The sequence below is a fragment of the Neobacillus sp. DY30 genome, assembly GCF_030123065.1.
In the GTDB taxonomy this organism is placed as follows: Bacteria; Bacillota; Bacilli; order Bacillales; family Cytobacillaceae; genus Neobacillus.
In genome coordinates this window covers 1,014,096-1,039,954 of sequence record NZ_CP126093.1, presented here as the reverse complement: position 1 = coordinate 1,039,954, position 25,859 = coordinate 1,014,096, and the positions used below count along the sequence as shown (strand labels likewise).

Sequence of the window (25,859 nt, the reverse complement as noted above, 5' to 3'; positions counted from 1 at the left end):
CGCCATTCGATGAGGATGATAACATAGACGATGGTGGTGATTTCACCGGAGAATAGCAAAAATGCTGAATCGGACGTATCGATTCAGCGTTTTGTACCTTTGTCTAACTAAATCGTGTGGTTTCAACCAACCAACATCTGATTCCAACAGTTCATATATAGAACTCCTAATTTTCTTTAATCTATATTAAAGTAATTTTTTATCTCACCATTTTTCGTAACAATTAAAGTTTTATCATGATGAATGGCAAATTTTTTTAAGAAATTGGGTTTCCCTTCCTCTTCAAAATACCTATTCCATTTAAACATCTTCAAAAAAATCTTAAGCGTGGGATTATAATTTGATTTTTCTACACCAAGTTTCTGTAAAACAAATCTCTTAATAATTCTATACGTTCTTACCGCGTAATTTGTATCTAAAAAGATGATTAGCTCCGCATTTTGAAAACTATTTTCCACCCAATCCTCATTATGAACACCCTCCACAATCCAGCCCTCGGAATGAATGATTTTATTCAAATATTCCTTTCTTTCATTTTCCGTCCTTCTTATATCACCAGATTTGTGCCTTTTCCAAACAACATTATCCAATTCATAAAAGGGAATCTGTAACTTCGCTGACAGCTTTTTTGCTAATGTGGTTTTACCACTTCCAACCGAGCCGATAATATGGATTTTTTTAGGAATTCCTATTTTCAATAAGATCACCACACTTTAATTACATCTAAGTTCAACATTATTCTATTTTCGAATTCATTTCTTCTCCTATATTCATAAGAAAAAAGAATGAAAAAATGATTAGGGTTTGATAATAAGTATCAAAAAGGAGGGATTACGATGGATGGAAAATATAATACAAGCGACGACGCGAATGTAGAAATGAAGAAGGCCCTAAGCAAAACTACACCTAGAAAAAATCCAAATATGAGTGAAGCTGAGTTTAAGATGAAATATCAGGGTAAGAAGCCAATCTAATGAAACGGGGCAGGATTATCTGCCCTCTTAATTTATAAATTAGGTTTAACTGCATCAATTATAAGCGATGGAAATAATAATTTATCCCCTTGATTTCTAGGATCAAATCTTTTCGAACGAAAAATAACTCCGTCTTTCCCATCCCATTCATTAAAATGGAAGTTGCCGTCCTCATCACAATATTCGAGTAAATTCACAATATATCCAGCCGTTTCAAACATTTTAGATAAGGTTTTATAGTTATGTACAATTTTATGACTTGAAGCAGGATGATCATTTGGACCAGGACCACCTGCTTTAACGATATTTTGGTATTCCTCATTTGGAAAGAATCCATCTGGAACAGCACAACGTATGTAACCTGAAGGCTTTAGGAATTTAAAACAAAGTTGTGCAGCATTTACTCCTTCTTCGTAAGTTAAATGTTCCCAAATGTGTTCAGCTAGAATAGCTGTTATAGAATGATAATCAAACCTGCCTATCCAAGTATTAATATCGATTAAATTAAGTTCATCTTCCTGAGTATGAATCCAACCAGGATTATTATTGTACTCCCCTGCTCCAATCACAACTTTGATTTCCTCATTTCTTTTGCCCACTGGTTTCTCCTCTATATATTCTTTTTAATTTTTGCTTCTGCTTTCTTTTTATTTTCAGCAACCCGAAATTTAACAATTTCACTAATTACTCCATATGGCAGCGGCTTGTTTTTAGGAAACTGGACTGCTCCTTTTGAACTTTTAAATTCGGATAATTCATTTTTAAAAGCTTCAATTCCGCTAGGAGCTGGGTAAAATCCAATGTGATTTTTATTGGCCGCAAAATGAACTAGATTACCGTGTAAGTAAAAGGTCGGCATTTGGTAACTTATTTTTTCTACTGCATCTGGTGCTGACTCCTTTATTACATTCCTAATCTTTTGTAGTATTTCTTGAACTTCACTCGGAAATTGTACGATGTATTCATCTATAGAATTAATGGCTTTGTTTTCTTCCATGGTCTTTCCTTTCTCATTCAAAACAGGTTATATTATATTTCTATCCAAAATCTTTTGATGATATTTCCCTCTTCTTCAATAAAGTCGGAATCTGGTATTCCTCCATTATTAATAATCGTTTTATAGGACCCTTTATTATCTTCATCGCATACTACCAGAGCTTTTTTAATTCCTAACTCTTTAGCTTTTTCAAGCGATAATGACAGCAATTTAGTTGCAAATCCTTTCCTTCTCTCTGAAGGACGGATACCGTAGCCAATATGTCCGCCACGTTTTAAAAGATTTTGTGTTAATTGATGTCTTATATTGACAGCACCGAGTATTCTTTCGTCTTCTTTATTAACCAGTATGTTGAATCAGGCACCCAACCCTCTGGCAGATTACTTCCTTGCTCATTATCTTTTAAAAATTGGACCATTGCCTCAAAGTCTGATGGATCTTTTTGAATCACCCAAGGTACCATATCTTCTTTGCTATCTACCCATTCTTTATAGAATGAGAGGTATTCATCCCTCAGCTCTATCGTGGGTTTAATCAAGGAAAGTTGACCGCTAGATTCCATTAACAATCTTTCATATGTTACAGTTTCATCCTGTTTCTTCAAAAGAAACACATCCGGATTTTTTAAACTTCTCCAATCTTCAAAGCCGAATTGATGATTATAATTTTTTAAAAGTAAAGACAATAAATTACCATGTGTAACAATGATGGTATTTTGAGCCGAACTATTTAGAACTCCCTCCACCACACCAACAATTCGTTTCTTTGCCTCATTGCTGGACTCTCCACCTTCAAATTTCAAATCTAGATCATCAAAGGTTGCTTTTAGTTTTTCAAGCCAATCAGAAAGGTTCTGGTTACTTAATACACGTTCTGTTAACAGATCATTTTTTTCTATCTCAAGATTCATTCTTTTTGCAAGCGGTTCTACCGTTTGTACAGCACGCTTGTAAGGACTAGAGATAATGCGGTCTATAGGAATATCTTTGAAGAATTCCGATAAATGGTTAGCTTGTTTTAAACCATTGTCTGTTAGCGCGGCCTCCGCCGGCTGCCCTTCCGCTTCACAATGCCTAATAAGGTAAATCTTCTTCATTATACTTTCACTCCTATTCTTGAAAGGTCTTTCTGAATCCGTAAAATGGGCGATAGCCCTGACCTTCATAAAATGTATGTGATGTACTAGATGCGAGAAGTTCCATTCTTGTACTTGGATATTGGGCATGAACGTACCGAAGTAACTCTCTTCCGATACCTGCTCCACGATACTTTTTGTCAATTAACAATTCACAAATATATAAAGTGATACGTGTATCAGTAAAACCTCTAATATATCCTACGATTCCATCACCTTCTGTTTCCACAACCAACGATACATTTGAATGTTTCCATGCCTCTTTTGTATCTTCGTTTTTTTCTACCAAGTTACTCCAGCCCTCTTCTTGGTTTAACTCTTGAATTCTATTAAAATCATCTTCTTGGTACTGTCGAATATGAAAATGCTCCATCGGCTACAACTCCCCATGATAGGAAACAAAATGATTATTTTTTAATACCGGAACAGTTTGATAGACATTTAACCTTCTGCAATGTTCTACATCTGAAGCAAATCCCCGTTCACGCAATTCCCGACCGCTTCCACAATCCCAAATCAATGCATTTAATTTTGGCTTCGCCTGTAGAAATGCACCCATACAAACCTCCGCTTCTGGTGATTTCTCACCTTCCAAATAAGATAAAATAGCGCCGGCACCTAAATAATCCTCTATAGCAGGACGGAGGGTATCTTCCTCTTCTCTTCCATAGCTCCATTGTTCACCACAAGGGATTACTGTAATGTTTGCTTTAGTTGTTAATCTTAATTGATTAGCTGCGGAAGCAACTGCCTCCGCATTTAATAAAGAGCCTGCGAAAAGTGCTTGAGCCTTTGAGGCAATCCAAGTACAAAATGCACCATTTAGTGAGGAAAGTACATACCTCTTATTTGAATGTTCTTCATTAAAGGTAACAGGGGATAATGTTGGTTTTCCCGCTTTTGCTGCCTCTGCTCTGCCTAAAATATATTCTGCATTAATTTCTTTTGCGTATTCTTTGCCGTTTACATACGGGGGATAAGGATAAATCACCGAACCGTAATGTAATGCGGATACGACAGTCGATGAAAAACTTAGGATATCGACTATAATAATAATATCACCGCGGTCTGCCGCTTCCCTAGCGCCGCGTCTGCCCCATTCCATTCGACATGCATAGGGAGATTGACTAAACATTACAACCGCCACCTTTATTAAATTTTTTAATAGACTTGGAAGGAAGGATAGTATGCTTAAAAAGCTCACTTTAAAAACAAAAACCCGTGATCAAATGATAGACATCACCCATCAGGTTCAGGCCTTCATTACTGAAAATAACGTGCGAGAAGGATCTGCTATCGTATATTGCCCACACACAACAGCAGGCATTACCATTAATGAAAATGCTGACCCTGATGTAAAAACTGATATGATTCGCCGCTTTGACGAAGTTTACCCATGGCATCACCCACTGGATCGACATATGGAGGGCAATACCGCGGCCCATATGAAAGCAAGTACGGTTGGGGCATCACAATATGTTATTATTAAAAACGGCCAATTACTCTTAGGTACGTGGCAGGGCATTTATTTTTGCGAGTTTGACGGACCACGCACACGAACTTTTTATATAAAGATTCTCTAACTTTAAAAATACTCAGCCGAAATAGTTAATTCTTTACATGCTCGTTTTTTTCCTTCTTTTGTATTCTTGATTGCAGGAAAATCATTGGTTTAAATCTATTTATAACAGGAAATATAAAAGGAAGCCTAAAATCAAACAAGTTCAGTTTTTACAAAGGAAAGGGATTTACGAGAATGATTGTACTGGAACGGGAACAAAGCTATCTTATGGTAACTCAGAATGACCACGCCAAAATTGCTGGCGTTATTGCTCGGAATTGCAAAGAGGATTATTTTTTTGATGATCTTCGTACTCAAGAAGTACTGCTGGCCATTAAAGAACATGACCGAGGCTGGATTGAGATGGATTCGTCCCCGGTATGGAATGATCAAACGGAGAAGCCATACTCTTTTATTGATTATCCTTTGTCACTCAAGATTACTTTTTATAAAAAGGGTTTAGATGAAGTAGAAAAAATGAGCAAGTATGCAGGACTTTTATGCAGTTTGCACTATGCGTCGTTTATACAAGATTCCAGCGAGCCTGCTGTCAGGGAATTTTGGAAAGAAGAAAAGCAAAGACAGGAACATCTTTTAAAGGAATTGCAATTAACGGGAAATGAGACTAAACAAGAAACCCTAATGTACCACCTAGACCTTTTAAAACTTTGTGATTATCTATCCCTGTATATAAGTCTAAACGAACCTGGTGATAATAAAGGAGTTCATCCTTTTTTTCGCAATGGATTTCCGCAGTTATTTGCTTTTGTGACCGGCGATCCAATTGTCGCACATTGGGAAAACAAAGAAACGGTTTCGCTTTCCTTTTCACCTTTGAAGGGTGAAATGGAAGTAGAATTGCCCTTTAGATCTGTAAACAAAGAACAAATTGAGAAAAATGGCGTTTTACAAGCATACAAGGATACCCCTGTTTCTATTAGGAATGTAGTATTTAAATAATCCAAAAGGAAATGCCCTACTCCGTCATAAGAGTAAGGCATTTTATTATAGATTATCTAAGATATTTTGACTTTGTGGATTTTCATTAAAGGTCAAAACCTCTTCAACTGGTTGGTATGATTCTCCGTAGAAGTGCTGATCCTTATAGGTATGAATTTTATTATACGTCTTTCTCATGGCTTCAAAGATGAGTTCCTCCGACTCTTTATTTGGAGCCCAATAAAGAATTTCCATTTTATTCATCTCATTTGTCGCTAATGACCTTCGCTCATACCCAATTGAATGTGCGTGTTCAAAACCTTCTCGCTTATAAAAATGAAGCCTTTTTTCTGTATCACTGTCCTTATAGTTAACGGGTTCAACTTCAAGAATGATTGGCTTTCCTTTTTGTTTCATTTTTTCAATAAGCTTATGACCAAGTCCCTGTCCACGGGCATTTTTTGAAACAAAGAGATAATCAATAAATACAAAATCATCAGATTCAGCATACATCAACACATGATTAGCTCCCTCATCTTTATGATAGATGTCGGACCGCTCACGAAGCAACGTTTCCATATGCTCTCTCGATTTCATTTCTTCAACGGGAAAATATTGATTTAATTTTTCATACCAATGCATTTTACTGCTCCTCTATATTAAGTCTACTGAGGAAAGTATGTGTGGATTAACCGTATTTCATACAGATTTTCTTAGGATATGGTACAATCGTTTTTATCAACTTTTAAGCGAGGCATTTAAAATGAAAATTGAAAAAGAAAAAATGCTGGCTGGTGAACTTTATAATCCAGCAGATTCAGAATTAGTCCAAGACCGATTAAATGCGCGAAAACAAACAAGAATATACAATCAAACCATTGAAACCGATGAAGAAACTAGAACTACACTATTAAAAGAATTATTCGGCTCAACTGGTGAGAATATATACATAGAACCAGCCATCCGCTGTGATTATGGTTATAACCTTCATGTAGGTGAGAATTTCTATGCCAATTTTGATTGTGTCTTTCTGGATGTATGTGAAATTTCGTATTGGAGATAATTGCTTTATTGCTCCTGGAGTACACATTTACACTGCAACACATCCCCTTGACCCCATGGAAAGAATATCGGGTCAAGAGTATGGAAAACCAGTAACCATTGGTCACAATGTTTGGATTGGCGGACGTGCTGTTATTAATCCAGGAGTCAATATCGGAAATAATGTCGTTATTGCCTCCGGCGCTGTCGTAACAAAGGATGTACCTGATAATGTTGTTGTAGGTGGAAATCCCGCAAAAATCATAAAAACAATTGAAGGATAATGATCGATTCAGGTGGAATAGTACCTTGATTTGGATTACCATCAGTGTTTTCTAGTGGGGTAGGCCGAATCAAACAAACTATTTTCCTAATGAAAATCCTTGAAATAGCCGCCCGCCATATGGCCGCAGGATTTCGTCCACCATGTTAATAACCTTATTTTTATCACCTGTTTTATAAAAGGTGTCAAACGCCTCGACAAATTGGTCTGCAAACTTTTCATCAAAGTTTCTCAATGAACGGATCATCCATTTAGAAGCACCAATCCATTGTCGATGCGTTCTCAAGACAAATTCGCTTACTAATTCAGTAAGTGTATTCGCTATAAATATTTCCTCCGCTCTATTAGTACAACCTATAAAATCATCAAGTGCATCTGTTATAAAATAACGCTTGATTTTTATAGTATCAGCTGACCACTCTTCGGGACCCTTTTCTAGTAAGTCTCTTGCCTCATGTTTTATATGCTCCATGATTCCACAATCTTTTAACACAATTCCCTCTGAAACCATTTTAGGCAAGGAAGGTCTTGCTCGTTCACAATCACTTTTAAAAAACTCCTTATATGAAGTTAAATTATGGACAAAAACCTCTATATTCCAGCCAAAGTCAATGACTGACTCCCGATACGCAGACTGATATTCACTGTCAAATATCACAATATCAAGGTCAGATGTTTCCGTGGCCTGACCTCGAATGACGCTCCCGGCTAATAAAGCTCCCTGACAATTCGGAAAATGGTTCAGGATAAACAGTTCCGCGGCTTTGTATGGATGTATCCTATTCATTTCTCACACTCCAATTGTGCTATTTATCGATGCCCCTTCTATATAAAATTCACAGACTCCAAGTGGGTTATATCACCTTCAAGCACAAGCTTAAAACCACTTTCATCCATTTCTACAATCGTAAGACTCGTATCATGTATATAAGGCGGTTCCCATAAAGATTCAATTGGTAAATTATTAAAAAAAGAATACAAACATTTAATGACAACAGAATGAGTTACAATTAATATATTTCCAGATTTATATTCTCTTTTTATTCGTTCTAAAACCTGAACCGCTCTTGCCCGTGTTTCTTCAAACCGTTCTCCTCCAACAGTGTTAAATAGATGTGGTGTATTCCAGAATGACTCAAACTCTGCTGGATACAATTCTTTAATCGAGGTATGAGTTTTTCCTTCCCACTGACCCAGTTTAATTTCTCTCAGATTTTCATCGTAAATGACGGGGATATCTCTTTCTCCCCGTATCAAACTGGCAGTGGCTTTCGTCCTCCCGCTTGGACTCGAGAAAATAGCTGTTAACTCTGTTTCTTTCAATCTTTCACCTAAACATACTGCATTTTTTATACCGTTTTCTGTTAGATTTGAATCCAGCCAGCCTTGCATTCTTTTTTCTCGATTCCAGTCTGTTTCACCGTGCCTTGTTATGTATAGCGTAATCATACGCAATCTCCTCCTAATGTTAAAAATACTAATTTCACTTTAACAAAAAAAAGGCCGGTTCTCTCGACCTTTATAAAATATTTTGAAATACTCCTAAAATGTTTAAAAGGAACTGGTAAATCAATGTGAATAGCTGAGCTAAGAATTCAAATAAGGAATCAAACATCCAACATCCTTCCCTTCATAACGTCTTTAGTTATACTATGCTTTCTAGGACGAGCATGAAATGGATAGATGTTTACTTTTTTACAATAAAATTGAAATTAGACTTTTGCTAATACTAACGATCCTTGTCAGTGAAAGAAGAAAAGAGAGCAGCAACGTTGTGCCACTCCCTTTGCCAACTAAAATTCGGGAAGTTGATCGAGATTGTTTTCTTTTATCCCATCTGGTTCACTTCGAATAATATCTCTTCCGTATTTATGAAAAACATCAACGTGGGCGATCTGACCTGCTTTGGCTTCGGTTAAAGCAGTGATGTAATCCAGCTCTCTTCCTGAGCTTGTTTTAAATGCGATGATGTCTCCATCATCGTTTTTCCTTACGGCTACGAATTCCTCTTTTCCATCAGGATTACTTTGACCCGCCTCTAACTGAGCTTGCTGCACACTTTGCTGCTTATATTCCTCATAAATTTTTTCATAATCCTTATTTTCCACAACAGCCACCTCCGAACGTATGTTAGTATTTTGCTGTTCATGGCTAAGAAATATTCAAAATACACAAAACTGACAAAAAAGGCCATAAACCGCACGTGGTATAATTTACCTATTGGGGGCGACTTTATGGAATCAACTAATGAAAATATTTGGTTTTTTATACAAGATTCTCAGCAGCAAGGACCTGTTTGTTTATTTGAATTAAAGAAGTTAATTGAACAGCGAGTTCTTCCAGGTGACACCTTTGTCTGGAACAAGTCAATGGAATGCTGGCAAATGGCAAAAAGCCTTGATATTTTTTCAGACAGTATCCTTGAATCCTCAAGAATTCACCTGCTCCCGGATAATTTCAAAACAAAAAAAGAGTATGTAGAAGCCACATATCCTAGTGGAAGACCATACGTCCGTTATCTTGCCAGATTTTTCGACTTATCCTTATTTTCAATCACGTTTATCCTATCGGTATCGATTCTTTTTCCCTCTTTTATTGAAGATACTTTTAATTTATATATATTTATTCTTAGTTTGGTTTTCTGGATTATTATTGAATCTGTCATTCTATCTATTTTCGGCAATACTTTTGGAAGGGCCTTCTTAAATATGAGAATCAAAAGTGTGAATGGCGATAAGCTTAATTTTATTACTGCTTTTAAGAGAAGCCTTTTTGTTAACTTTCTAGGTATGGGATTCGGTATCCCTATTTTAAATGTAATTTGCTTCTTTTTTTCTTATCGAGACTTAAAGGGCAATGGGATATCGACTTGGGATTGTAAAATTGGTACGGTTATTTTATATGGACAGGTCAGTATGGCTAGGCTATTTATTGCTGGAAGTTTACCAGTTGGTTTGTTAGCCGCAGGGTTTTATATTTAGGCTGTGTTAAAGAAGTCTGTTGTTTTTAGAACCTGTTGATTGGAGCGGAAGGCGCTCGACTCCTGCGGGATGAACGAGCTGAGTGAGACCCCGCAGGTCGGGACGACCGAGGAGGCTCACGGGCGAGCCCGCGGAAAGCGTAGCGCCTGGAGCGTAAATCAACAGCCAAATATAACACAGCCTATATTAAAGAATAAGACTGGGGTACTTCATAATTGGAGCTTTTTTGCTGAATCGGCAATAATAGGTTTATAAAAGCTTTCATTTTGGAGTGAAAAATGTTAATGAAAAATTTCAATAGAAATCATGAGCCTCGAAAAAATGGAGAACTGCTTGAGGAGATTACAGGTAAAAAACTTAATGTTAATAAAGTTATCGCAGAGACCAATGTCTTATTCCAAGAATGCCGGGAGAATAAGCCTGTATCTCAGTTCACAAAGGGACCAAAACCAGTTCCTCTTTTGAAAAAGATGATAGAGGTATTGTTTCGATTATCAGCCAGGCCATTCAGCCTCCTTGAGCCTACACAGCTATACGTCGATTCGTCAGGAAATGTATATCCCGAATGGAAGACGCAGCTTGATGAAGAGTACGAAAACCTGCTGAGCAGCATAACAAAGGAAGTAAATATTGAAGATTTTGGCGGGATTGGGGACGGAAAAACGGATAACACAGCTGCCTTTAAAAGAGCGCTTGGTAATGGCAGGGTTAGAGTAAATATTCCTGAAGGTGTTTTTATCACGAAGGGCATTCGGCTTCCTTCCTTGACAATTATAGCAGGATCCGGAAAGGGTAAAACAACCATCAAACTGCATGAGAGTGCCTCAAAAGGAACACGATTAATTACCAATGCCAATCATTGGAGAGGGAATCATCATGTATATGTGCAGGGAATGAGTTTAGATTGGAATATCGAAAGGCTTGGTGATGTTCAAAAGACGAGTACGTGGGGCAATCATTCAAGCTGTCTAACCTATGCAAATGTCAGCTATGGCTGGGTAAAAGATGTTGAAGCAATCAATCCAGGACTCCATTGTTTTGATATTTCCTCCACCTTGTATAATTATGGCGGAGACGGATTTCGTGCCAAAGGGGGCAGCCAATATGTGTGGCTCGACAACCTTAATGGATATGGTTTTGGGGATGACGGAATTACCACCCATCATAGTGATTATATATTAATTACCTGCTCTCATATGTGTGACCCGAGCGGCCGGGCCCATCAACGCGGTTATTCCAATTCAAATGGATTTGAAATTGATGATGGCTCAAGGAATGTCCTTTTAGTTAATAATTCTTCGGCCAGGTGCTTTGGCGGCATCGAAGTAAAAGCTCATCAAAATTCGACAGCTGCCTCTAATATTCAAATCGTTGGGCATATCTCCGTAAAAGACAACCGTTCCTATAACTTCCGCCATATCGGACACCACAAAAGTACAGATACCGAGTCAAAGTCGGCATACAATATTACTGCTGTGAATCTTGCAGCCATTAGACCCATTAATACAGATTTATATAAAGATTCCACTCCTCGCGGTTTAGTGGTATCCGGCTATAAAAATGTGGTGGTTAATCATTTTACATTGATTGGCGATCCTGATTATGACTATAGTGGCTGCCCTGTGATCGCAATACAGTACAGAGCAAGAAATATAGTTTTAAACAATATTTCTATCAGAGATTTTAAAAATGCCAGTGCAGGAATTAAGGTCTATGGAGGAGAAAATCGTGCCGATTCTGTCTCCATAGATCACGTTCAGGTTCATGACTCAGCCCTAAAGACTATTGATATTGGGAAAGATGTACAAGATCTACGAAAGAAACCAATAAAGAAAGCGTCACAGATATGATTATCTATGACGCTTTCCTTCTTTATCCACTACAATTTCATCCACCAGCTTTTCGGCAACTTTTCTATATAGGTTACTCATATGCACGAGTGAAGAAATCATAAGAACCTGCTCAAGATAGTCAGCGTTCCGATCCTCCATTTTTGCTACTTCTTCATTTACATCCTTTACTCGTTCATTAATATCGATAGTAGAATCAGCAACATTTTTTTGGGCCAAAGCTAAATAACTGTTATAAAAAGAATCAACCTCTATGTCCTCCTTGATAATCCTTTTATTCAACCCCTCCAGTGTTACTTGGATGTCGTTAATGGAAAGAGCCCCTTTTAGCTGGTAAATCAAACTGATTAAAATTAAATGCTCTTTAGAATATTTCTTATTTTTTATCGGGAAAATCAGCTTCCCCTTTGCATAGTTATTGATCATGGTTTTTGTAAGGACTTTTTCCTCTTCATTTCGCTTTGAATTGGCAAATTTGTTTTCAAATAACTGAATCACTTGATCCATATACAAATCAATATTCGGTATTTCATCTAAGGAAAGATTTGTTTCTAATTTAAGCTGTTCAAGTATTTCTTTGACTTTTTCCATTATAAAAATCTCCGATCCAATTGTTATCTGATTAACATTATATCGTAACAATTATCCGTTGACTAGGTATGGTTTTATTAGTATTATTATAAGTAGTTATTAAAACTACATATTGCAATAGGAGGGTTATCATTTGAGTAATTATATTCGAGAACCAATTAATGGACTCACTCATTTATCGGGAGCGCTATTATCTTTTGTAGGACTTCTAGCGATGGTCATTAAAGTGTCTAGTTCCACATCGTCAGCAATGAATATTACGGCAGTCATCATTTTTGGCGTCAGCATGATCCTCCTTTATTCAGCTTCTGCCACCTATCATATGGTAATCGCTAGAGATCATGTCATTGCTTTTTTAAGACGGCTCGACCACTCGATGATTTTTATTTTAATTGCAGGTACCTACACACCATTTTGTTTTATTAGTTTAAATGGAACAACTGGGAATATACTATTTTCCATTATTGCTGCGGTAGCATTGAGTGGAGTTGTGTTTAAAATGGTTTGGTTTAATTGTCCGCGCTGGATTTCAACCGCACTGTATCTTGTTATGGGCTGGATGATTGTGTTTGTTTTCTCGCCACTAGCAGGGAGCTTAGATCCAAAAGGTTTATTTTTATTAATACTCGGAGGGGTTTTTTATACCATTGGCGGCATCATCTATGGAGCTAAGCCAAGATTCCTTCAATTTAAATATATGGGTTTTCATGAAATTTTTCATATCTTTATCATGCTTGGGAGTTTGTCTCACTTCTTATGTGTGTTTTACTTTGTAATATAAAATGAAAAAACGCCCTTAGGCGTTTTTTTTATACATTATGAGTTGTTTTTATTTTGTCTTGCAGCTTGTTTTCTTGCTTTTTTGCTTAATCCCTGCTCCGCGCCGAATTCTGTATCTGCCTTACTTCCACCGGTATGCGGCTGGTTACGATTGTTGTTTTTATTTGTCACTGATTTTATCCTCCTTCTATGTACATATTGGCTAGTAACAACATTATAATGCTTAAGCGGGTAGGATATTATACCTAATTTCCCTTTATTTCTTTATCACAAAAAAGTATAATATTAGGTATTTAGAATCAAATTTATTCAGAACCTAAATACACTGTTTGAAGTTCGGTTTCAGTTACTTTATTTTCGTTGGAAACAAGATAAGCCTTGCTGGTTGGTCTTGAGCTGACTATTCTACTTAATTCTTGGTCAATGTAATGAAGAGCAACCCCATCATCTGCTGCAATACCTGATTGTATTTTCTTAGCTCCAATCAGATTATGATACGCTGGTCTTCTATCGGCTTCCCCATCATAATGAGGACAATTACTGCCTTTTAAAAACCCCAAGCAGTTGAGCGGCTCTAATCCTTCCCCATAGGAGTCCGTTACACCTTCCTCGAACCAACAAATGGATCCCGCACTAATCCCCGCTAATAGGATTCCTTGATTCCAGGACATTTTCAAAATGGTGTCTAATTCCCATTCCTTCCACAAAGCCAACAGATTCTTTGTATTCCCCCCACCAACATAGATAATATCCTTTTCCATAATAAAGCTCTCCAAATCTCTGGTCGGCGGTCTAAATAATGATAGATGTGTTGGTCTGCAGTTTTGTTTTTCGAAAAAACGATAAAACCTTTGAATATAATCCTCTGAATCTCCACTCGCAGTGGGAATAAAGCAAACTTTCGGATTTTCTTTACCTGATTGCTTCAGAATATATGTATCCAATAATGTATTTTCTGGTTCCATGGAGAAACCACCGCCGCCAAGAGCAATAATTTGCCTCATATTTTTCCCCTCCAGATTTGGATTTTATCTATATGCTTTCATACCATTTTCAAGTGCTTCTATATCGTCATTTTCCACACCATGCAAGGCTTCCTGTAAAGCGAATGTACTTCTATAGAACTTAACTCGTTCGGCTATCTCGGCTCCATTTGGGTATAAATTCAAGCACCTATTAAAAAAAGCTTCCCCATAACTGGACAGTAATCCTGCAAAGTCATATGCTGGGTCACCTATGCTGCTGCCGCCAAAATCAATGATTCCTGAAATAGTATAGGTGGATGGATCCCATAATATATTTGTAGCCCCGAAATCACCATGAATCAAAGTGGTGTGTAAGTTTGAGCATGCTTCGCTATTTAAATAGGTTTCAAAAGAATCAGCAATTTGTCGTTGTGCTTCTATCTTCATAAATGGATAAAGCTTATTTTGTATACTTTGATAAAGAGTAACCATTTATTCACGGGGATCGGTTTCCTCTAATCGTAGATCATTTTTTGAAATTGAATGAATCTCGGTAAGGAAGTTAACGAGTTGTGACGCTAGTCTTTTTAAAACTTTTTCATTATTAATGGTTCGGAAACTCTCTCTCCATAATGGGGACCCTTGAATTAACTCATAGCCTACAAAAGCTTTCCCTGCTTCCCATTTTTCAAAAGATTGATAGATTGGATGTGGAACTGGAATCGTTACTTTACTGTTAATAGCTTTTAATATCTTAGTCTCTCGTTTTAAATAGTTTATCCCCTTTTGATACTTTGGAAATCTAAAAACGATTGATTCGTTTACAATGAGGACATCATTATTTTGACCAATATCATTAAGCTTATAATCTTTAATAGAAAGGCTGGGGAAAACCTGTTTAATACGCTCAATATATTTCTCCATTCTCTGTACTCCTATTTGATTCTTCTCTTATCATGACAAAATGGCAGACTAAATCAGTATAGAATTAGCTGCCTTATTACTCTTACCTATTTATGTTCGCGTCCGGTGCCTTGTCGGCAACAAGATTTAATTGAATGTTATATTCTAGATAAGCCTTTAAGCCAGAAAGTACCATTGTGTACCCACCCATAGAATCAATGGCTTGGTTTACCATTTCATCTCCACTTCCCGAAAATCCTGAGTTGGTAATAGAAACAAAAGTTTCATTTTCTGCTCGAGGAGTAAATTTCCAAACAACCTGGGTGCCATCGGTCCATTCGATTCTAATTAGTTTATTTTGTTCTAATTCCTTAACATACAATTCATCGCCAACACCATACATTTCCCAGTCCCATCTTACCGTTTTACCTTCTTCTAATCTCCCGCTGCTTTTGGTGAACCAAAACTTTGTCGTGATTTCAGGGTTAATTAAAGCTGCATATACTTCCTCAACTGGTTTGCGAATAAGCATTTCTGCTTTTACAACAGGCTTTTCGTTTAGTGTTATCATCCTAAGTACTCCTTTTTCTTCATTCATCGATTATGAAATCATTGTTTATAAAAACTCAGTTCTTTTAAGACTTTTTCAGATAATCGATTGGAGATTAATTGATATCCAGCTGGATTTGGGTGTAAGGAATCGCTGAAATAGTTACTTTTTGGTTTGTTTTGAAATAGGTCTAGGGTAGCAACAAAGTAGGTTTGATCAAAATTACCCGCCACTTTGATAATCTCATCGTTCCATTCTTTTATAACGCTTAAGATTTCTTGCCGATTCGAGTATTCTATATAGGGTTGATATAAACCTAGAACAAAAATTGGGGCTGCAGAATTGCCTTTTCTTATGTTTTCAAGGATTCTATAAAGGTTTGTAGTGAAAGTTACCTTACCCTCATTTACTTGTTTTACATTAAGCGGATAAAATTGATGATTGGCACTCTTTCTGAAATCATTCGTACCGATATAAAGAATAATACAATTTGCCTTTTTTATTTGCTTCGTGATATTTTTATCCTGCATTTGTTTGAGAACTTTATCTGTTGAATATCTTGGTACGGCATAGTTCCTCACTTTGATAGAAGTCTTATGTACTTCTTCTAATTTCACTTTAACTCCTTCTATATACCCCTTTTTTGCAGGGTCCCCTATTCCATGTGTAATGGAATCACCGAGGGCGACAAGGTTAATGACCTTTGTGCTAGCCGACGAACCATGAATGCCAGTATAGGTGCCAAACAGGACCAAAATAATACAGAATAAAAAGACATAATTTTTCATGTTGATACTCCTAGTTGTGTTGATTTATTTAGGAGTTTTCCCAATGACACCCAGACTCATGTAGTTGCAGTGAGTTTAACTCCATGTATTATGTTAATTCTTTGAAGGCATGTAATATTCCTCTAAGAAATAAAGATATAAAAATAGAAGAGGAGTCCCTTTTATTGGGAGCCCTCTTCTATGCATTTACTTCACTTCTAATTCTGTTTAGTTCATCCAGCAGCACGACTGCATGATTATATACAGGATCCTTTGAACCATATAGGAGAGTCACTCTCCCGTTTGATGTTAACGTAATGATTTCATTTATTAGCTTCTGTTTCAGTTCATCCGATCGCAATTCCTCTATGTACTTCGTTCGAAACTCCTCAAACAATTCTGGCTTGTGACAAAACCACTTCCGAAGTTCCGGACTTGGAGCAACCTCCTTCTGCCAAGCCGTTAACTTAGCAGTCTCCTTCGAAATCCCGCGCGGCCAGACCCGGTCTACTAAGATCCGAAACCCATCCGACCCATCATACGGCACATAAACCCTCTTCAAGAATAAATCACCCATTTAAATCCCTCCTGTCTAGATTTTGAGAAAAGTGTCCATACCAGGTGGACACTGTCCACGGGCGGTGACAGGCACCAAATCGGCACCAAATCATTTAATCCTCATCTTTTATGTCGAGGTCTTCGGGGATGGGTTCGTTTAGGATTTCTTGGATTAGGTGTTTGTATTTTTCGATTTGTTTTAGGTGGGTGTTGAATTGTTCTTTGTTGATGACCCATTCTTCTCCGTCGTGGATGGCGCGGATTTTTTTTTGTTTGATTAGGTCTTCTATTGTTGATTCTGGCATTGATAAATACTCTGCTGTTTCTTTTATGGTTAGATACATATCATCATTCCTCAGCCTTTATTCCTTTGTTTTTACCTTCATCTTAACACTCCAGGACGGTGGTTTAGGAAGTTTTGGTAAGCAAATCCTCTCACTTCATCCTCTTTAAAATGTTTCAATAATTCGTTAATAAGATTCTGTGTTTTGGACGCGTCCTCTAGGTCGGTTATAAATGTCCCTATTCCATCAAAATCAGAGCCTAAGCCAATATTATTCACTCCGCCTAAGGAGCAGAAATGATCGATATGCCTGATGAGGTCAGAAATCGTTACCTTTACCTTGCCTGCTTCTTTCACAAAGGGAGGATAGTAAACCACATGTATCATCGCATTTCTTTTAAACATCGCTCTTGCCTGATCGTCCGTGACATTACGAGGATGATCACACAGAGTCCGTGAATTGGAATGGCTTGCAATCGGATACTTGGCTAATTCAATGACTTCCCAAATCCCCTTATCACTTAGATGTGAAATATCTGTTAGGATTTGATGTTTATTATTAAACTGAACAATCTCTTTTCCGAAAAGTGTAAGTCCGCCTCCACGCGGTTCACCGGCTCCATCTGCTGCTAAATTTGCATTATTCCATGTCAGTCCAACAGAACGAACACCCAACTGGTAAAGGATGTGCAGCTTCGTTAAATCATTGCCTATCGCATCGACTCCTTCAAGGGTTAGCATGGCACCAATTTGACCGATATTGATTTTTTCAAAATCTGACCAATCCCTTAAATGAACCATGTCTGGATTTTTCCCTAGTACTTCTTTATAAAAATAATCAATTTGTACAAGTGCCTCTTGAAATTTCTGATCGGAAGGAATGTCTGGCTCAATGAAGATTGCAAAACATTGAACCTTGACTTGACCTTTATGTAATCTTTTTTTATTGGTCTGTAATTCTTTTGCGTCTGCAAAACGCAGCGAACCTTTCCCTTCAGAAAGTTTAAGTAATGCGTCACAATGCAGATCAATTAATTTCATAATCACCCGACTCCTTTTTTAAAAATTTTAACATAAATAACAAGGTAAGGTTAAATAGAGAACGCAATATAATTCTAGGCACAAGTACCTATCAAGTAAATAATCACAAGTAAAATTAAATTTAGAATATTAAAAATTTCCTATTAATAATCGTTAATAAATAGTAGAATTTATGTATAGACTAGATTAATGGAGGTGATTTTACCTATGACAAATAACCTAGTTCATTATGATGGAAGCACTCAAAACAATGAAACTTCAGCTGCTAATTCAACCGTAAATGAGCCGTTCACATTAACCGATGAAATGCGTGCAAACATTAGTGGAAACCCTTACTTCAGCGAAAATAACAACTAAAAAATAAAAGGAGTTTGCAAAAAGCAAATTCCTTTTATTATTGGCTTTTATCTATTTTTGTATCTGCATATATTTACATTCATTACACAAACTAGAATGTAGCTTGATACAGAAAGGATCGATACGAAAATGACAAAAGTATTGTACATAACAGCTCATCCTCATGATGATACTCAGTCTTATAGTATGGCGGTAGGAAAAGCCTTTATTGACACTTATAAAGAAGTCAATCCAGATCATGAAATCATAAACCTAGACCTCTACAAAGAAAATATTCCGCAGCTGGATGTTGATGTTTTTAGCGGCTGGGGGAAGCTTCGCTCTGGTACAGATTTTGAGCAGCTTTCTTCGGATGAAAAAGCAAAGGTTGGCAGACTTTCTGAGCTTTGTGAGCAATTTATTTCTGCCGATAAATATATTTTTGTAACACCATTATGGAATTTTTCCTTCCCGCCTGTTATGAAGGCTTACTTGGATTCAGTGTCAGTAGCAGGAAAAACCTTTAAGTATACAGAAAAAGGGCCAATCGGCCTCCTAACTGACAAAAAAGCACTGCATATTCAAGCACGCGGCGGTATCTATTCCGAAGGTCCAGCGGCAGCAATGGAGATGGGTCACCGCTATCTTGAGATTATGATGCAGTTCTATGGCGTTCCATCTTTTGAAGGTTTATTTGTTGAGGGTCATAATGCAATGCCTGACAAAGCACAAGAAATCAAAGAAAATGCCATCGCACGCGCGAAAGATTTAGCTCATACCTTTTAATATCTAGAGAGCCGACCCCGTTGGCTCTTTTTATTTTTTTAACAAAACTCGCAGCAATTGATTTTGATAGTTCTCTGTCTCTTCATATTGTGGAAGGTGCCCAGATTGTTCAAACCAAACAATTTCTTTTTTAGGAGCAGCTAACTCCTTAAAGTAGTTTTCCGCTAATTCAAACGGTACAGAATAATCATGTTTTCCAAGGAAGAAGTATACCGGAATATCTACTTTTCTCACCAACTTTTTTAAATCTGTTTTTAAAAGCTCTTGATGCAGATGCTTCACGCTAAACAATGAACCCCTAAAGAAATTGATTTTATCTAGAAGGCTATATTCTGGTGCTGAAAAAATGGATTTGAAGATGTCCCTTCCTGGTTTACTGTGCGTTTTACCACCGAATTTTTCAAGCCAGAGGGAATACTTCCATAATCCTTTTGAAAAATTCTTAAATGGCGGCTGCCCGATTGATTCCAAATCCTCGATCGCTTTTTTATTTCCTGCTTCTTTTGCCTTTCGCATTACAAATTCGTAAGATACCATTAAATCTTCCTGTAATCCTACTGATTGAGCCACACCAACATAACAATGAAAATAATTTGGATACCTATTAACCATCAGCATTCCTAGTATCGTACCGAAAGAATGGCCATGAAGGTAAAACCGCTCCGTCTTTAGGCGTTTTTGCAAGTATTGTATTAGTTCTTCGGCATCCCTGAGTAGTTGATCTAAATTCATGGTTTCCGGCTTCACTGCACGTGAAAATGATTTGGCAGCCCCTCGCTGATCCCAATTCACGATGGTAAAATGCTTTTCAAGCGGGCCATTTAAAAGATGAGACATATAAATTTCACTTTGACCAGGTCCACCATGTACCATAAGAAGAACTGGATTGTTAACGTCTTCCCCGCGTATTAAGATATGCTGATCGACTCCACCTATATTCACTTTCTCAAGCACTGTGATACTACCTTCTTTAACCTTTCCCATTTCATCCACAATTGGTCTGGCTTTTACAAATATGTTCATTATCAATCTCTCCTTATATTTAAATTTGTTTATCCAATGTTGGATATTAGGCAAAAAAGGCCTCAAACCTACTCAACCTTAATTATCCAACATTGGACAATTAACGAAAATTTTTTATTTTATATGATTGATGACTTTTTGGATCATTTGGATATCTGCTTCAATAATTTGTAATGTGCTTTCAAACGCTATCTCCATGATAGGATTGTAAGCACCACTGGCTGCTTTATTACCCTGCCCTAGCTCCCACTCTCTTTTCGAAGCTTCTAAATTTCGTAAGTTATCCTCTAAAATTTGTATGGCCTCCTGCTTTGAGAGCTGGTCAATCATGGCTAGAGAAAGCATAAAGTCGGATTTCAAAGAATGAGGCTGGGAACCTAAATGCTGTTTTAAAAGCACATAATACTGTTGTTCGCCTTTTTCCGTAATTCCATAAATTTTTCGAATTCTCGCACCTGTTCTCTCTTCTTTCACGGTTTCGATGATGCCTTCATCTTCCATTTTGTTTAGGGCATAATAGATCGATCCTGATAAAACATTTGCCCACTGATCCATTCTGCTCTCTTGTATGATGGTTTGTATCTCATAGCCATGCATTGGTTTTTTCTTTAATAGTCCGAGGATAATTAGTTTTGACATCTCACACACCCCCAATATTAGATACTCAATCTTGGATATTAACATCTTAATTAATCCTATGCTGATTGTCAAGGTAATGTTACCCCTATAGTTACGAGCCAGCTATTAATTTACCCGCTAAAAGGGTCTCCGCACCATCATAGTCAACGAAAAACCTGGCAAATGCCAGGTTGAGGTTCAGTTAATTAATAGTTTGGGCAAGAAAAATCTTAGACAGCGATTCCTAAATCTTTCTAATATTTTCGAAGAAAGACAGGTTCTTTCCCAAAAATTTTTTTCCGTATGATTTCATGGGTTACATGTAGTACCTGTTCAATAGCTTGTGTGGAATTTGCGAGTATCCTCAATGCAAACCCAGATACCGAAAGCATGGAGGCACCAATTCTGATTTTTTCGTTCAAAGTATCAAAAAGGTCATGAAGTTCCTCTAAAAATACCTTACTCACTCGCTCGTTAATCACGATCATTGTGCCAAAATGGGTATATCCCTCCATATAGCCTATATCCGTCATATCCTCATCCGGTTCTAGTTTGATATGATCCAATAAAACAAGCTGTTTTTCAAAATATACTTCTAGTTTTGATTGGAGTAAGTCATAGCGAAAAAGGCTGCCATCAGGTGCCCAGCCAGGGGTAAAGATGTCCGAACAAATCAATGAGGCACCTTGCTCCATCTGTACAGTCATCATTTGTTTGAAACAGGAGTCCTCGTACGCAATAACTGGATCTGGCAGATATTCAAGAAGACTTCCTTTTTTCAAATGAATATCCATCTCCTGAATAGCAGGCTTTGTCCTTGTTTTATAAATCTTCGTGGAGGACTGCGTGGTTAAGAGAACCTCCGCATTCTCCTCTAAATAAATCGTAATGTTATAAGTGTCTCCGTCAACGTAGCCGCCGCCAGGATTCATTACGTACCCATATGCCTCGCCGCTTGAAGTCAAGTAAACAGGTCTAGTTATTTTAAAAGCTCCTTCTGAATAGGTTTTATTAAAGATTGTTTTCTCATTCTTCCTCGCAGCTGATAATCTTAGATATCCCGTATGCTGTACCACTTACCCCAATCCTGCCAATAATGCATTTTTCTTAATCCAGACTACAACTTCATCCAACCCTGTATCTGTTTTCAAATTGGTAAAGATATACGGTTTCTTCCCCCTTGCTGCTTTCGTATCTTCCTCCATTACCTCTAGGCTTGCCCCGACATATGGCGCTAAATCTCTTGTTAATAATAAATAAGTCAGATTTAATCATCCCTTGTCCGCCTTTACGAGGTATCTTTTCCCCTTGGGCGACATCGATGATATAAATTGAAAAATCAACTAGCTCCGGACTAAAAGTCGCAGCCAGATTATCACCACCGCTTTCAACAAAAATGATTGAAAGGTCACGGTGTTTAGCCTTTAATTCCTCAATGGCAGCGAAATTCATCGAGGCATCCTCTCTTATGGCAGTATGAGGACACCCGCCTGTCTCAACCCCAATAATTCGGTCTGCTGGCAGAACACTATTTTTTATCAAAAACTGCGCATCTTCTTTTGTGTAGATATCATTCGTTACCACAGCCATTTTTAATTCATCATTAAGGTATCTTGTTAGGCGCTCGACTAGCATCGTCTTCCCAGCTCCAACTGGCCCGCCAATTCCGATTCGTACTGGTTCCATACTTTTTCCCTCTTTCCTACAAGAATTTAAGACATAAACAACCGGACATGCAGCTTTTCATGACGCATTTGTGCGATTTCAATTCCCGGCGCAACGGCTCCAAAATCGTCTATCTCTAAGGTTTTAATCTTCTTAACTGTCTTCAATAAAACTGGATGTATTTCTAGTAAAATCCTTTGACCAGCAGTCTGGCCAAGCGGGATTCCTCGAACACCATTCTGAACGAGAGTGGTGATCGTAGAATATAAGAAGGTTACAATCGCTTGGTCTCTATCAATCTTTAAAAAATTGCAGATAATCATAAAAACAATCGCAGGATGTCCAAACGCTTCATTTGTTCGAATTTTTTTCAAATAGTCCTCTAATAAAGGAATGGAATAGAGATCGATTCCGATTACCACTAGCCTTTCTCCAATCCGCCGATTCGCCTGCCGGGTTTCTTCCGGCATATTCAGAACAAACAATTTTCGATCGAGGTTCCATATCTCAGCAACATCTTGATTCATTAATGCCTCAAGAGTTAAGCGACAGGCTAACCCATCGGTATAGGCTAGTTGTTTTTCCAGAAAGATCGTAATCCATTCAAAAAATGTTTCCTTATTATGGACACTTTCGTCCTGGATATAGGTTTCTAATCCAAATGAATGGGAAAATGCTCCCGATGGAAAATTAGAATCCCCTAATTGCAGTAAGCTTAACAGCTGACTATCCATGACTGTGACCGATATGGCGAAAAGCCTTTTTTACTTTTCTTTCTTCCCTTGTATAAGGAATCTCTAATTGAACGAGCAGTTCTTCAACAAGATAATCATATTGAACCAGCATGACCTCTTCTTCAAACTGCGCGGGCAGATGGCGATTTCCCAACTGATGAGCGATTTCACCCATTTGTTGCATGCTCAAAGGACGGAGGACAAGAAGATCATCACTTTTCACACTAACGATAATCATGTTTCGTTCGTCCATGTATAAAATATCTCCATCCACCAAATCTTTCGGGTCCGCTAAGCGAATTCCCACCTCATTTCCATGGTCTGTTGTCACTCGCTGTATTCGTTTAACCAAGTCATCGCTTGAAAAATAAACTCTTTCTATATGTCTGCCAACTGACGAAATATCGTCGACGTTTCCAACAATCTCAGTAATTATCATAACTTCGCCCCTCCTAAAATAAGAAATACCTCTGTGCCATCGGCAGTACTTCCGCTGGTTCACAGGTCACTAGTTTTCCATCCACAATGACTTCATACGTCTGCGGGTCCACTTTAATTTTTGGCATTTCAGCATTGAGCTTCATATCCTTTTTTGAAAGTTGACGGGTTCCATGTGCGGGCTTGATTTGTTTTTGTAACCCCAATTTTTCATGAACACCAAGTTCAATGGCCGCTTTTGACAAGAAGGTAATACATGTTGAATATTTTGCTTTTCCAAAGGAAGCAAACATCGGCCGGTACATAACAGGCTGAGGTGTAGGGATTGAAGCATTTGGATCTCCCATCAAACTGTGAGCAATCATGCCGCCTTTGATAACAATCTCAGGCTTAACACCAAAAAAGGCTGGATCCCAAATCACCAAATCAGCCAATTTCCCAATCTCAATGGAGCCAACTTCATCAGCAATCCCGTGGGTAATCGCTGGGTTGATCGTATACTTGGCTACATATCGCTTCACACGGAAGTTATCTCCCATACCTGAATCCTCTGGCAATTTCCCTCTTTGCTTTCTCATTTTATCCGCTGTCTGCCATGTCCTCGTAATGACTTCGCCGACCCTGCCCATTGCCTGCGAGTCTGAACTAATCATGCTGAATACGCCCATATCATGGAGAATATCCTCTGCCGCAATGGTTTCTTTACGGATACGCGAATCAGCAAATGCGATATCCTCTGGTACATCAGGGTCTAAATGATGACAAACCATAAGCATATCCAAATGCTCGTCTAATGTATTTTTAGTATATGGACGAGTCGGATTGGTGGAGGAAGGAAGTATATAAGGATAGCTCGCAACCTTGATAATATCAGGGGCATGACCTCCCCCTGCACCTTCAGTATGGTAGGTATGTATGACTCTGCCATTAATGGCAGTAAGCGTATCTTCCACAAACCCGCCTTCATTTAAGGTATCGGTATGGATGGCTACTTGAACATCATATTGGTCCGCTACCCGTAAGCAGTGGTCAATCGCTGAGGAAGTCGTCCCCCAGTCTTCATGGAGCTTAAGCCCAATGACACCTGCATTCACCTGCTCGATTAACGGTGCTTCAGAGGATGAATTTCCCTTTCCTAAAAATCCAAGATTCATCGGGAACTCTTCTGCCGCTTCGAGCATCCGATGAATATTCCACTCACCAGGAGTACAAGTTGTTGCATTGGTACCAGTAGCAGGGCCAGTTCCTCCGCCAATCATCGTTGTGATCCCGGATGATAGCGCTGTTTCAATTTGCTGAGGACTAATGAAATGGATATGCGCATCTATACCTCCGGCGGTGACAATCATTCCCTCTCCTGCAACGACCTCTGTTGAAGCCCCAATGACCATATCCACTCCATCCATAAGCAGTGGATTACCACTCTTTCCAATTCCTGCAATCCTTCCATCTCGAATCCCAATATCAGCCTTATAAATTCCAGTGTAATCAACAATAATGGCATTGGTAATAACCGCATCAAGCGCACCATCCGCTCTTGTCGCAAGCGGGTGCTGTCCCATCCCATCACGAATAACTTTACCGCCGCCAAATTTCACTTCATCCCCATATGTGGTAAAATCCTTTTCAATTTCAATAAATAAATCGGTATCCGCCAGACGAATGGCATCCCCTGTAGTGGGACCGAACATATCTGCGTATTGCTTTCTTGACATTCGGAAACTCATGCCAGGTCCCCCTTACTTTGGTCTAACGGGCCATCGGTTTTATTATTTAGACCATAGACTTCACGTTTACCTGCAAAAGGGACCAGCTCTACCTCTTTTGCATCACCTGGTTCAAATCGGACAGCCGTGCCAGCCGGAATATTTAAGTGTTTTCCAAATGCTTGTTGGCGTTCAAAATGGAGAGACCCATTCACTTCGAAAAAATGAAAATGGGACCCTACTTGTACAGGACGGTCCCCTTTATTTAACACCAACACCTTAGAAGCTGATCTTCCTTGATTACAGACAATAGGCTCTTGTCTTAATACGTATTCTCCAGGAATCATCCAATTC

General features: G+C 38.1%; 34 protein-coding genes and 4 pseudogenes. 9 read left to right on the top strand and 29 right to left on the bottom strand.

All coding sequences use genetic code 11. The features are described from left to right. Positions 1-176: 176 nt before the first annotated feature. The gene (locus tag QNH29_RS04905) at positions 177-698 is read right to left on the bottom strand and encodes a shikimate kinase (protein ID WP_283863726.1); all 522 of its coding nucleotides are present in this window, start codon (positions 696-698) and stop codon (positions 177-179) included. A 138-nt stretch (positions 699-836) separates the two neighbouring features. Between QNH29_RS04905 and QNH29_RS04900 the strand changes: the two genes are divergently transcribed. Then, positions 837-974, top strand: a complete 138-nt coding sequence (locus tag QNH29_RS04900; RefSeq protein ID WP_283863725.1) for a hypothetical protein — start codon at positions 837-839, stop codon at positions 972-974. Between the two features lie 32 nt (positions 975-1,006). On the opposite strand, the gene QNH29_RS04895 is transcribed toward QNH29_RS04900, so the two are convergent. From QNH29_RS04895 to QNH29_RS04870, 6 genes and pseudogenes are all read right to left on the bottom strand, one after another. Continuing rightward, on the bottom strand, positions 1,007-1,573 hold the full coding sequence (locus QNH29_RS04895) for a class I SAM-dependent methyltransferase (RefSeq protein WP_283863724.1): 567 nt from the start codon (positions 1,571-1,573) through the stop codon (positions 1,007-1,009). 11 nt (positions 1,574-1,584) lie between these two features. After that, positions 1,585-1,971 (bottom strand): iron chaperone, encoded by a 387-nt coding sequence (locus QNH29_RS04890; RefSeq protein WP_283865535.1) that lies wholly within the window; start codon positions 1,969-1,971, stop codon positions 1,585-1,587. A 32-nt stretch (positions 1,972-2,003) separates the two neighbouring features. Next, a pseudogene (locus tag QNH29_RS04885) lies at positions 2,004-2,533 on the bottom strand (GNAT family N-acetyltransferase). Between the two features lie 72 nt (positions 2,534-2,605). Beyond that, positions 2,606-3,067, bottom strand: a pseudogene (locus QNH29_RS04880) (histidine phosphatase family protein); the annotation flags it as partial. Between the two features lie 13 nt (positions 3,068-3,080). Further along, positions 3,081-3,479 carry a GNAT family N-acetyltransferase gene (locus QNH29_RS04875; protein WP_283863723.1) on the bottom strand — a complete coding sequence of 133 codons (399 nt, stop codon included), beginning with the start codon at positions 3,477-3,479 and terminating at the stop codon, positions 3,081-3,083. Positions 3,480-3,482: 3 nt separating this feature from the next. After that, a complete protein-coding gene (locus QNH29_RS04870) occupies positions 3,483-4,241 on the bottom strand; it encodes a 2-phosphosulfolactate phosphatase (protein ID WP_283863722.1) in 759 nt (252 codons plus the stop codon). Positions 4,242-4,293: 52 nt separating this feature from the next. On the opposite strand from QNH29_RS04870, the gene QNH29_RS04865 reads away from it, so the two are divergent. Next, the gene (locus QNH29_RS04865) at positions 4,294-4,689 is read left to right on the top strand and encodes a secondary thiamine-phosphate synthase enzyme YjbQ (RefSeq protein WP_283863721.1); all 396 of its coding nucleotides are present in this window, start codon (positions 4,294-4,296) and stop codon (positions 4,687-4,689) included. A gap of 173 nt (positions 4,690-4,862) precedes the next feature. Beyond that, the gene (locus QNH29_RS04860) at positions 4,863-5,627 is read left to right on the top strand and encodes a DUF3891 family protein (protein WP_283863720.1); all 765 of its coding nucleotides are present in this window, start codon (positions 4,863-4,865) and stop codon (positions 5,625-5,627) included. A gap of 45 nt (positions 5,628-5,672) precedes the next feature. Here the strand turns inward: QNH29_RS04860 and QNH29_RS04855 are convergent, their stop codons facing one another. Then, positions 5,673-6,248 carry a GNAT family N-acetyltransferase gene (locus QNH29_RS04855; protein ID WP_283863719.1) on the bottom strand — a complete coding sequence of 192 codons (576 nt, stop codon included), beginning with the start codon at positions 6,246-6,248 and terminating at the stop codon, positions 5,673-5,675. Between the two features lie 121 nt (positions 6,249-6,369). Here QNH29_RS04855 and QNH29_RS04850 point away from each other — a divergent pair. Next, positions 6,370-6,931, top strand: a pseudogene (locus QNH29_RS04850) (maltose acetyltransferase domain-containing protein). A gap of 78 nt (positions 6,932-7,009) precedes the next feature. Here the strand turns inward: QNH29_RS04850 and QNH29_RS04845 are convergent. The 3 genes from QNH29_RS04845 to QNH29_RS04835 all read right to left on the bottom strand — a co-directional run bounded on the left by QNH29_RS04845 (position 7,010) and on the right by QNH29_RS04835 (position 9,038). Further along, positions 7,010-7,717, bottom strand: coding sequence for a nucleotidyltransferase domain-containing protein (locus tag QNH29_RS04845; RefSeq protein ID WP_283863718.1), 708 nt, complete (start codon positions 7,715-7,717; stop codon positions 7,010-7,012). 38 nt (positions 7,718-7,755) lie between these two features. Then, positions 7,756-8,379: a histidine phosphatase family protein gene (locus QNH29_RS04840; RefSeq protein WP_283863717.1), complete on the bottom strand. Its 624-nt coding sequence runs from the start codon at positions 8,377-8,379 to the stop codon at positions 7,756-7,758. A gap of 344 nt (positions 8,380-8,723) precedes the next feature. Next, complete coding sequence (locus QNH29_RS04835) at positions 8,724-9,038, bottom strand: DUF3892 domain-containing protein (RefSeq protein WP_283863716.1); 315 nt, start codon at positions 9,036-9,038, stop codon at positions 8,724-8,726. A 126-nt stretch (positions 9,039-9,164) separates the two neighbouring features. Between QNH29_RS04835 and QNH29_RS04830 the strand changes: the two genes are divergently transcribed. After that, entirely contained in the window at positions 9,165-9,911 is a 747-nt protein-coding gene (locus tag QNH29_RS04830; protein WP_283863715.1) for an RDD family protein, read from the top strand. A 278-nt stretch (positions 9,912-10,189) separates the two neighbouring features. Beyond that, positions 10,190-11,761 (top strand): glycosyl hydrolase family 28-related protein, encoded by a 1,572-nt coding sequence (locus QNH29_RS04825; protein ID WP_349654890.1) that lies wholly within the window; start codon positions 10,190-10,192, stop codon positions 11,759-11,761. Here the strand turns inward: QNH29_RS04825 and QNH29_RS04820 are convergent, their stop codons facing one another. Continuing rightward, a complete protein-coding gene (locus tag QNH29_RS04820; protein WP_283863714.1) occupies positions 11,762-12,352 on the bottom strand; it encodes a DUF1836 domain-containing protein in 591 nt (196 codons plus the stop codon). A gap of 133 nt (positions 12,353-12,485) precedes the next feature. Here QNH29_RS04820 and trhA point away from each other — a divergent pair, with 133 nt between their 5' ends. Next, a complete protein-coding gene (gene trhA, locus QNH29_RS04815) occupies positions 12,486-13,133 on the top strand; it encodes a PAQR family membrane homeostasis protein TrhA (protein ID WP_283863713.1) in 648 nt (215 codons plus the stop codon). Positions 13,134-13,168: 35 nt separating this feature from the next. Here trhA and QNH29_RS04810 read toward each other — a convergent pair whose 3' ends face one another. From QNH29_RS04810 to QNH29_RS04775, 9 genes are all read right to left on the bottom strand, one after another. Then, a complete protein-coding gene (locus QNH29_RS04810; RefSeq protein ID WP_283863712.1) occupies positions 13,169-13,303 on the bottom strand; it encodes a hypothetical protein in 135 nt (44 codons plus the stop codon). A gap of 134 nt (positions 13,304-13,437) precedes the next feature. Continuing rightward, a complete protein-coding gene (locus QNH29_RS04805) occupies positions 13,438-14,136 on the bottom strand; it encodes a Type 1 glutamine amidotransferase-like domain-containing protein (RefSeq protein ID WP_283863711.1) in 699 nt (232 codons plus the stop codon). Positions 14,137-14,160: 24 nt separating this feature from the next. Then, complete coding sequence (locus tag QNH29_RS30315; protein ID WP_349654889.1) at positions 14,161-14,589, bottom strand: phosphotransferase family protein; 429 nt, start codon at positions 14,587-14,589, stop codon at positions 14,161-14,163. Then, positions 14,590-15,021: a phosphotransferase family protein gene (locus QNH29_RS30310; protein WP_349654888.1), complete on the bottom strand. Its 432-nt coding sequence runs from the start codon at positions 15,019-15,021 to the stop codon at positions 14,590-14,592. A gap of 82 nt (positions 15,022-15,103) precedes the next feature. Continuing rightward, positions 15,104-15,571: an SRPBCC family protein gene (locus QNH29_RS04795; RefSeq protein WP_283863710.1), complete on the bottom strand. Its 468-nt coding sequence runs from the start codon at positions 15,569-15,571 to the stop codon at positions 15,104-15,106. 38 nt (positions 15,572-15,609) lie between these two features. Continuing rightward, positions 15,610-16,338: a GDSL-type esterase/lipase family protein gene (locus QNH29_RS04790; RefSeq protein WP_283863709.1), complete on the bottom strand. Its 729-nt coding sequence runs from the start codon at positions 16,336-16,338 to the stop codon at positions 15,610-15,612. A 178-nt stretch (positions 16,339-16,516) separates the two neighbouring features. Further along, entirely contained in the window at positions 16,517-16,894 is a 378-nt protein-coding gene (locus QNH29_RS04785; RefSeq protein WP_283863708.1) for a DUF488 domain-containing protein, read from the bottom strand. Positions 16,895-16,988: 94 nt separating this feature from the next. Then, the gene (locus QNH29_RS04780; protein ID WP_283863707.1) at positions 16,989-17,219 is read right to left on the bottom strand and encodes an excisionase family DNA-binding protein; all 231 of its coding nucleotides are present in this window, start codon (positions 17,217-17,219) and stop codon (positions 16,989-16,991) included. A 38-nt stretch (positions 17,220-17,257) separates the two neighbouring features. Continuing rightward, on the bottom strand, positions 17,258-18,199 hold the full coding sequence (locus tag QNH29_RS04775; RefSeq protein WP_283863706.1) for a dipeptidase: 942 nt from the start codon (positions 18,197-18,199) through the stop codon (positions 17,258-17,260). Positions 18,200-18,406: 207 nt separating this feature from the next. On the opposite strand from QNH29_RS04775, the gene QNH29_RS04770 reads away from it, so the two are divergent. Next, complete coding sequence (locus QNH29_RS04770; RefSeq protein ID WP_283863705.1) at positions 18,407-18,556, top strand: hypothetical protein; 150 nt, start codon at positions 18,407-18,409, stop codon at positions 18,554-18,556. Between the two features lie 129 nt (positions 18,557-18,685). Then, positions 18,686-19,321: an FMN-dependent NADH-azoreductase gene (locus QNH29_RS04765; protein WP_283863704.1), complete on the top strand. Its 636-nt coding sequence runs from the start codon at positions 18,686-18,688 to the stop codon at positions 19,319-19,321. Between the two features lie 30 nt (positions 19,322-19,351). Here the strand turns inward: QNH29_RS04765 and QNH29_RS04760 are convergent, their stop codons facing one another. The 8 genes and pseudogenes from QNH29_RS04760 to QNH29_RS04725 all read right to left on the bottom strand — a co-directional run bounded on the left by QNH29_RS04760 (position 19,352) and on the right by QNH29_RS04725 (position 25,852). After that, positions 19,352-20,344 carry an alpha/beta fold hydrolase gene (locus tag QNH29_RS04760; protein WP_283863703.1) on the bottom strand — a complete coding sequence of 331 codons (993 nt, stop codon included), beginning with the start codon at positions 20,342-20,344 and terminating at the stop codon, positions 19,352-19,354. A gap of 114 nt (positions 20,345-20,458) precedes the next feature. Next, positions 20,459-20,983, bottom strand: a complete 525-nt coding sequence (locus tag QNH29_RS04755; protein ID WP_283863702.1) for a PadR family transcriptional regulator — start codon at positions 20,981-20,983, stop codon at positions 20,459-20,461. 233 nt (positions 20,984-21,216) lie between these two features. Then, positions 21,217-22,038 carry an urease accessory protein UreD gene (locus tag QNH29_RS04750; RefSeq protein WP_283863701.1) on the bottom strand — a complete coding sequence of 274 codons (822 nt, stop codon included), beginning with the start codon at positions 22,036-22,038 and terminating at the stop codon, positions 21,217-21,219. After that, positions 22,039-22,648 (bottom strand): annotated as a pseudogene (ureG, locus tag QNH29_RS04745) (urease accessory protein UreG). A 26-nt stretch (positions 22,649-22,674) separates the two neighbouring features. Then, positions 22,675-23,361: an urease accessory protein UreF gene (locus tag QNH29_RS04740; protein WP_283863700.1), complete on the bottom strand. Its 687-nt coding sequence runs from the start codon at positions 23,359-23,361 to the stop codon at positions 22,675-22,677. Beyond that, a complete protein-coding gene (gene ureE, locus QNH29_RS04735; protein ID WP_283863699.1) occupies positions 23,354-23,800 on the bottom strand; it encodes an urease accessory protein UreE in 447 nt (148 codons plus the stop codon). Before ureE ends, QNH29_RS04740 begins: the two co-directional genes overlap by 8 nt. A gap of 13 nt (positions 23,801-23,813) precedes the next feature. Next, positions 23,814-25,526 carry an urease subunit alpha gene (ureC, locus tag QNH29_RS04730; RefSeq protein ID WP_283863698.1) on the bottom strand — a complete coding sequence of 571 codons (1,713 nt, stop codon included), beginning with the start codon at positions 25,524-25,526 and terminating at the stop codon, positions 23,814-23,816. Continuing rightward, on the bottom strand, positions 25,523-25,852 hold the full coding sequence (locus QNH29_RS04725) for an urease subunit beta (protein WP_283863697.1): 330 nt from the start codon (positions 25,850-25,852) through the stop codon (positions 25,523-25,525). Before QNH29_RS04725 ends, ureC begins: the two co-directional genes overlap by 4 nt. Positions 25,853-25,859 lie beyond the last annotated feature (7 nt).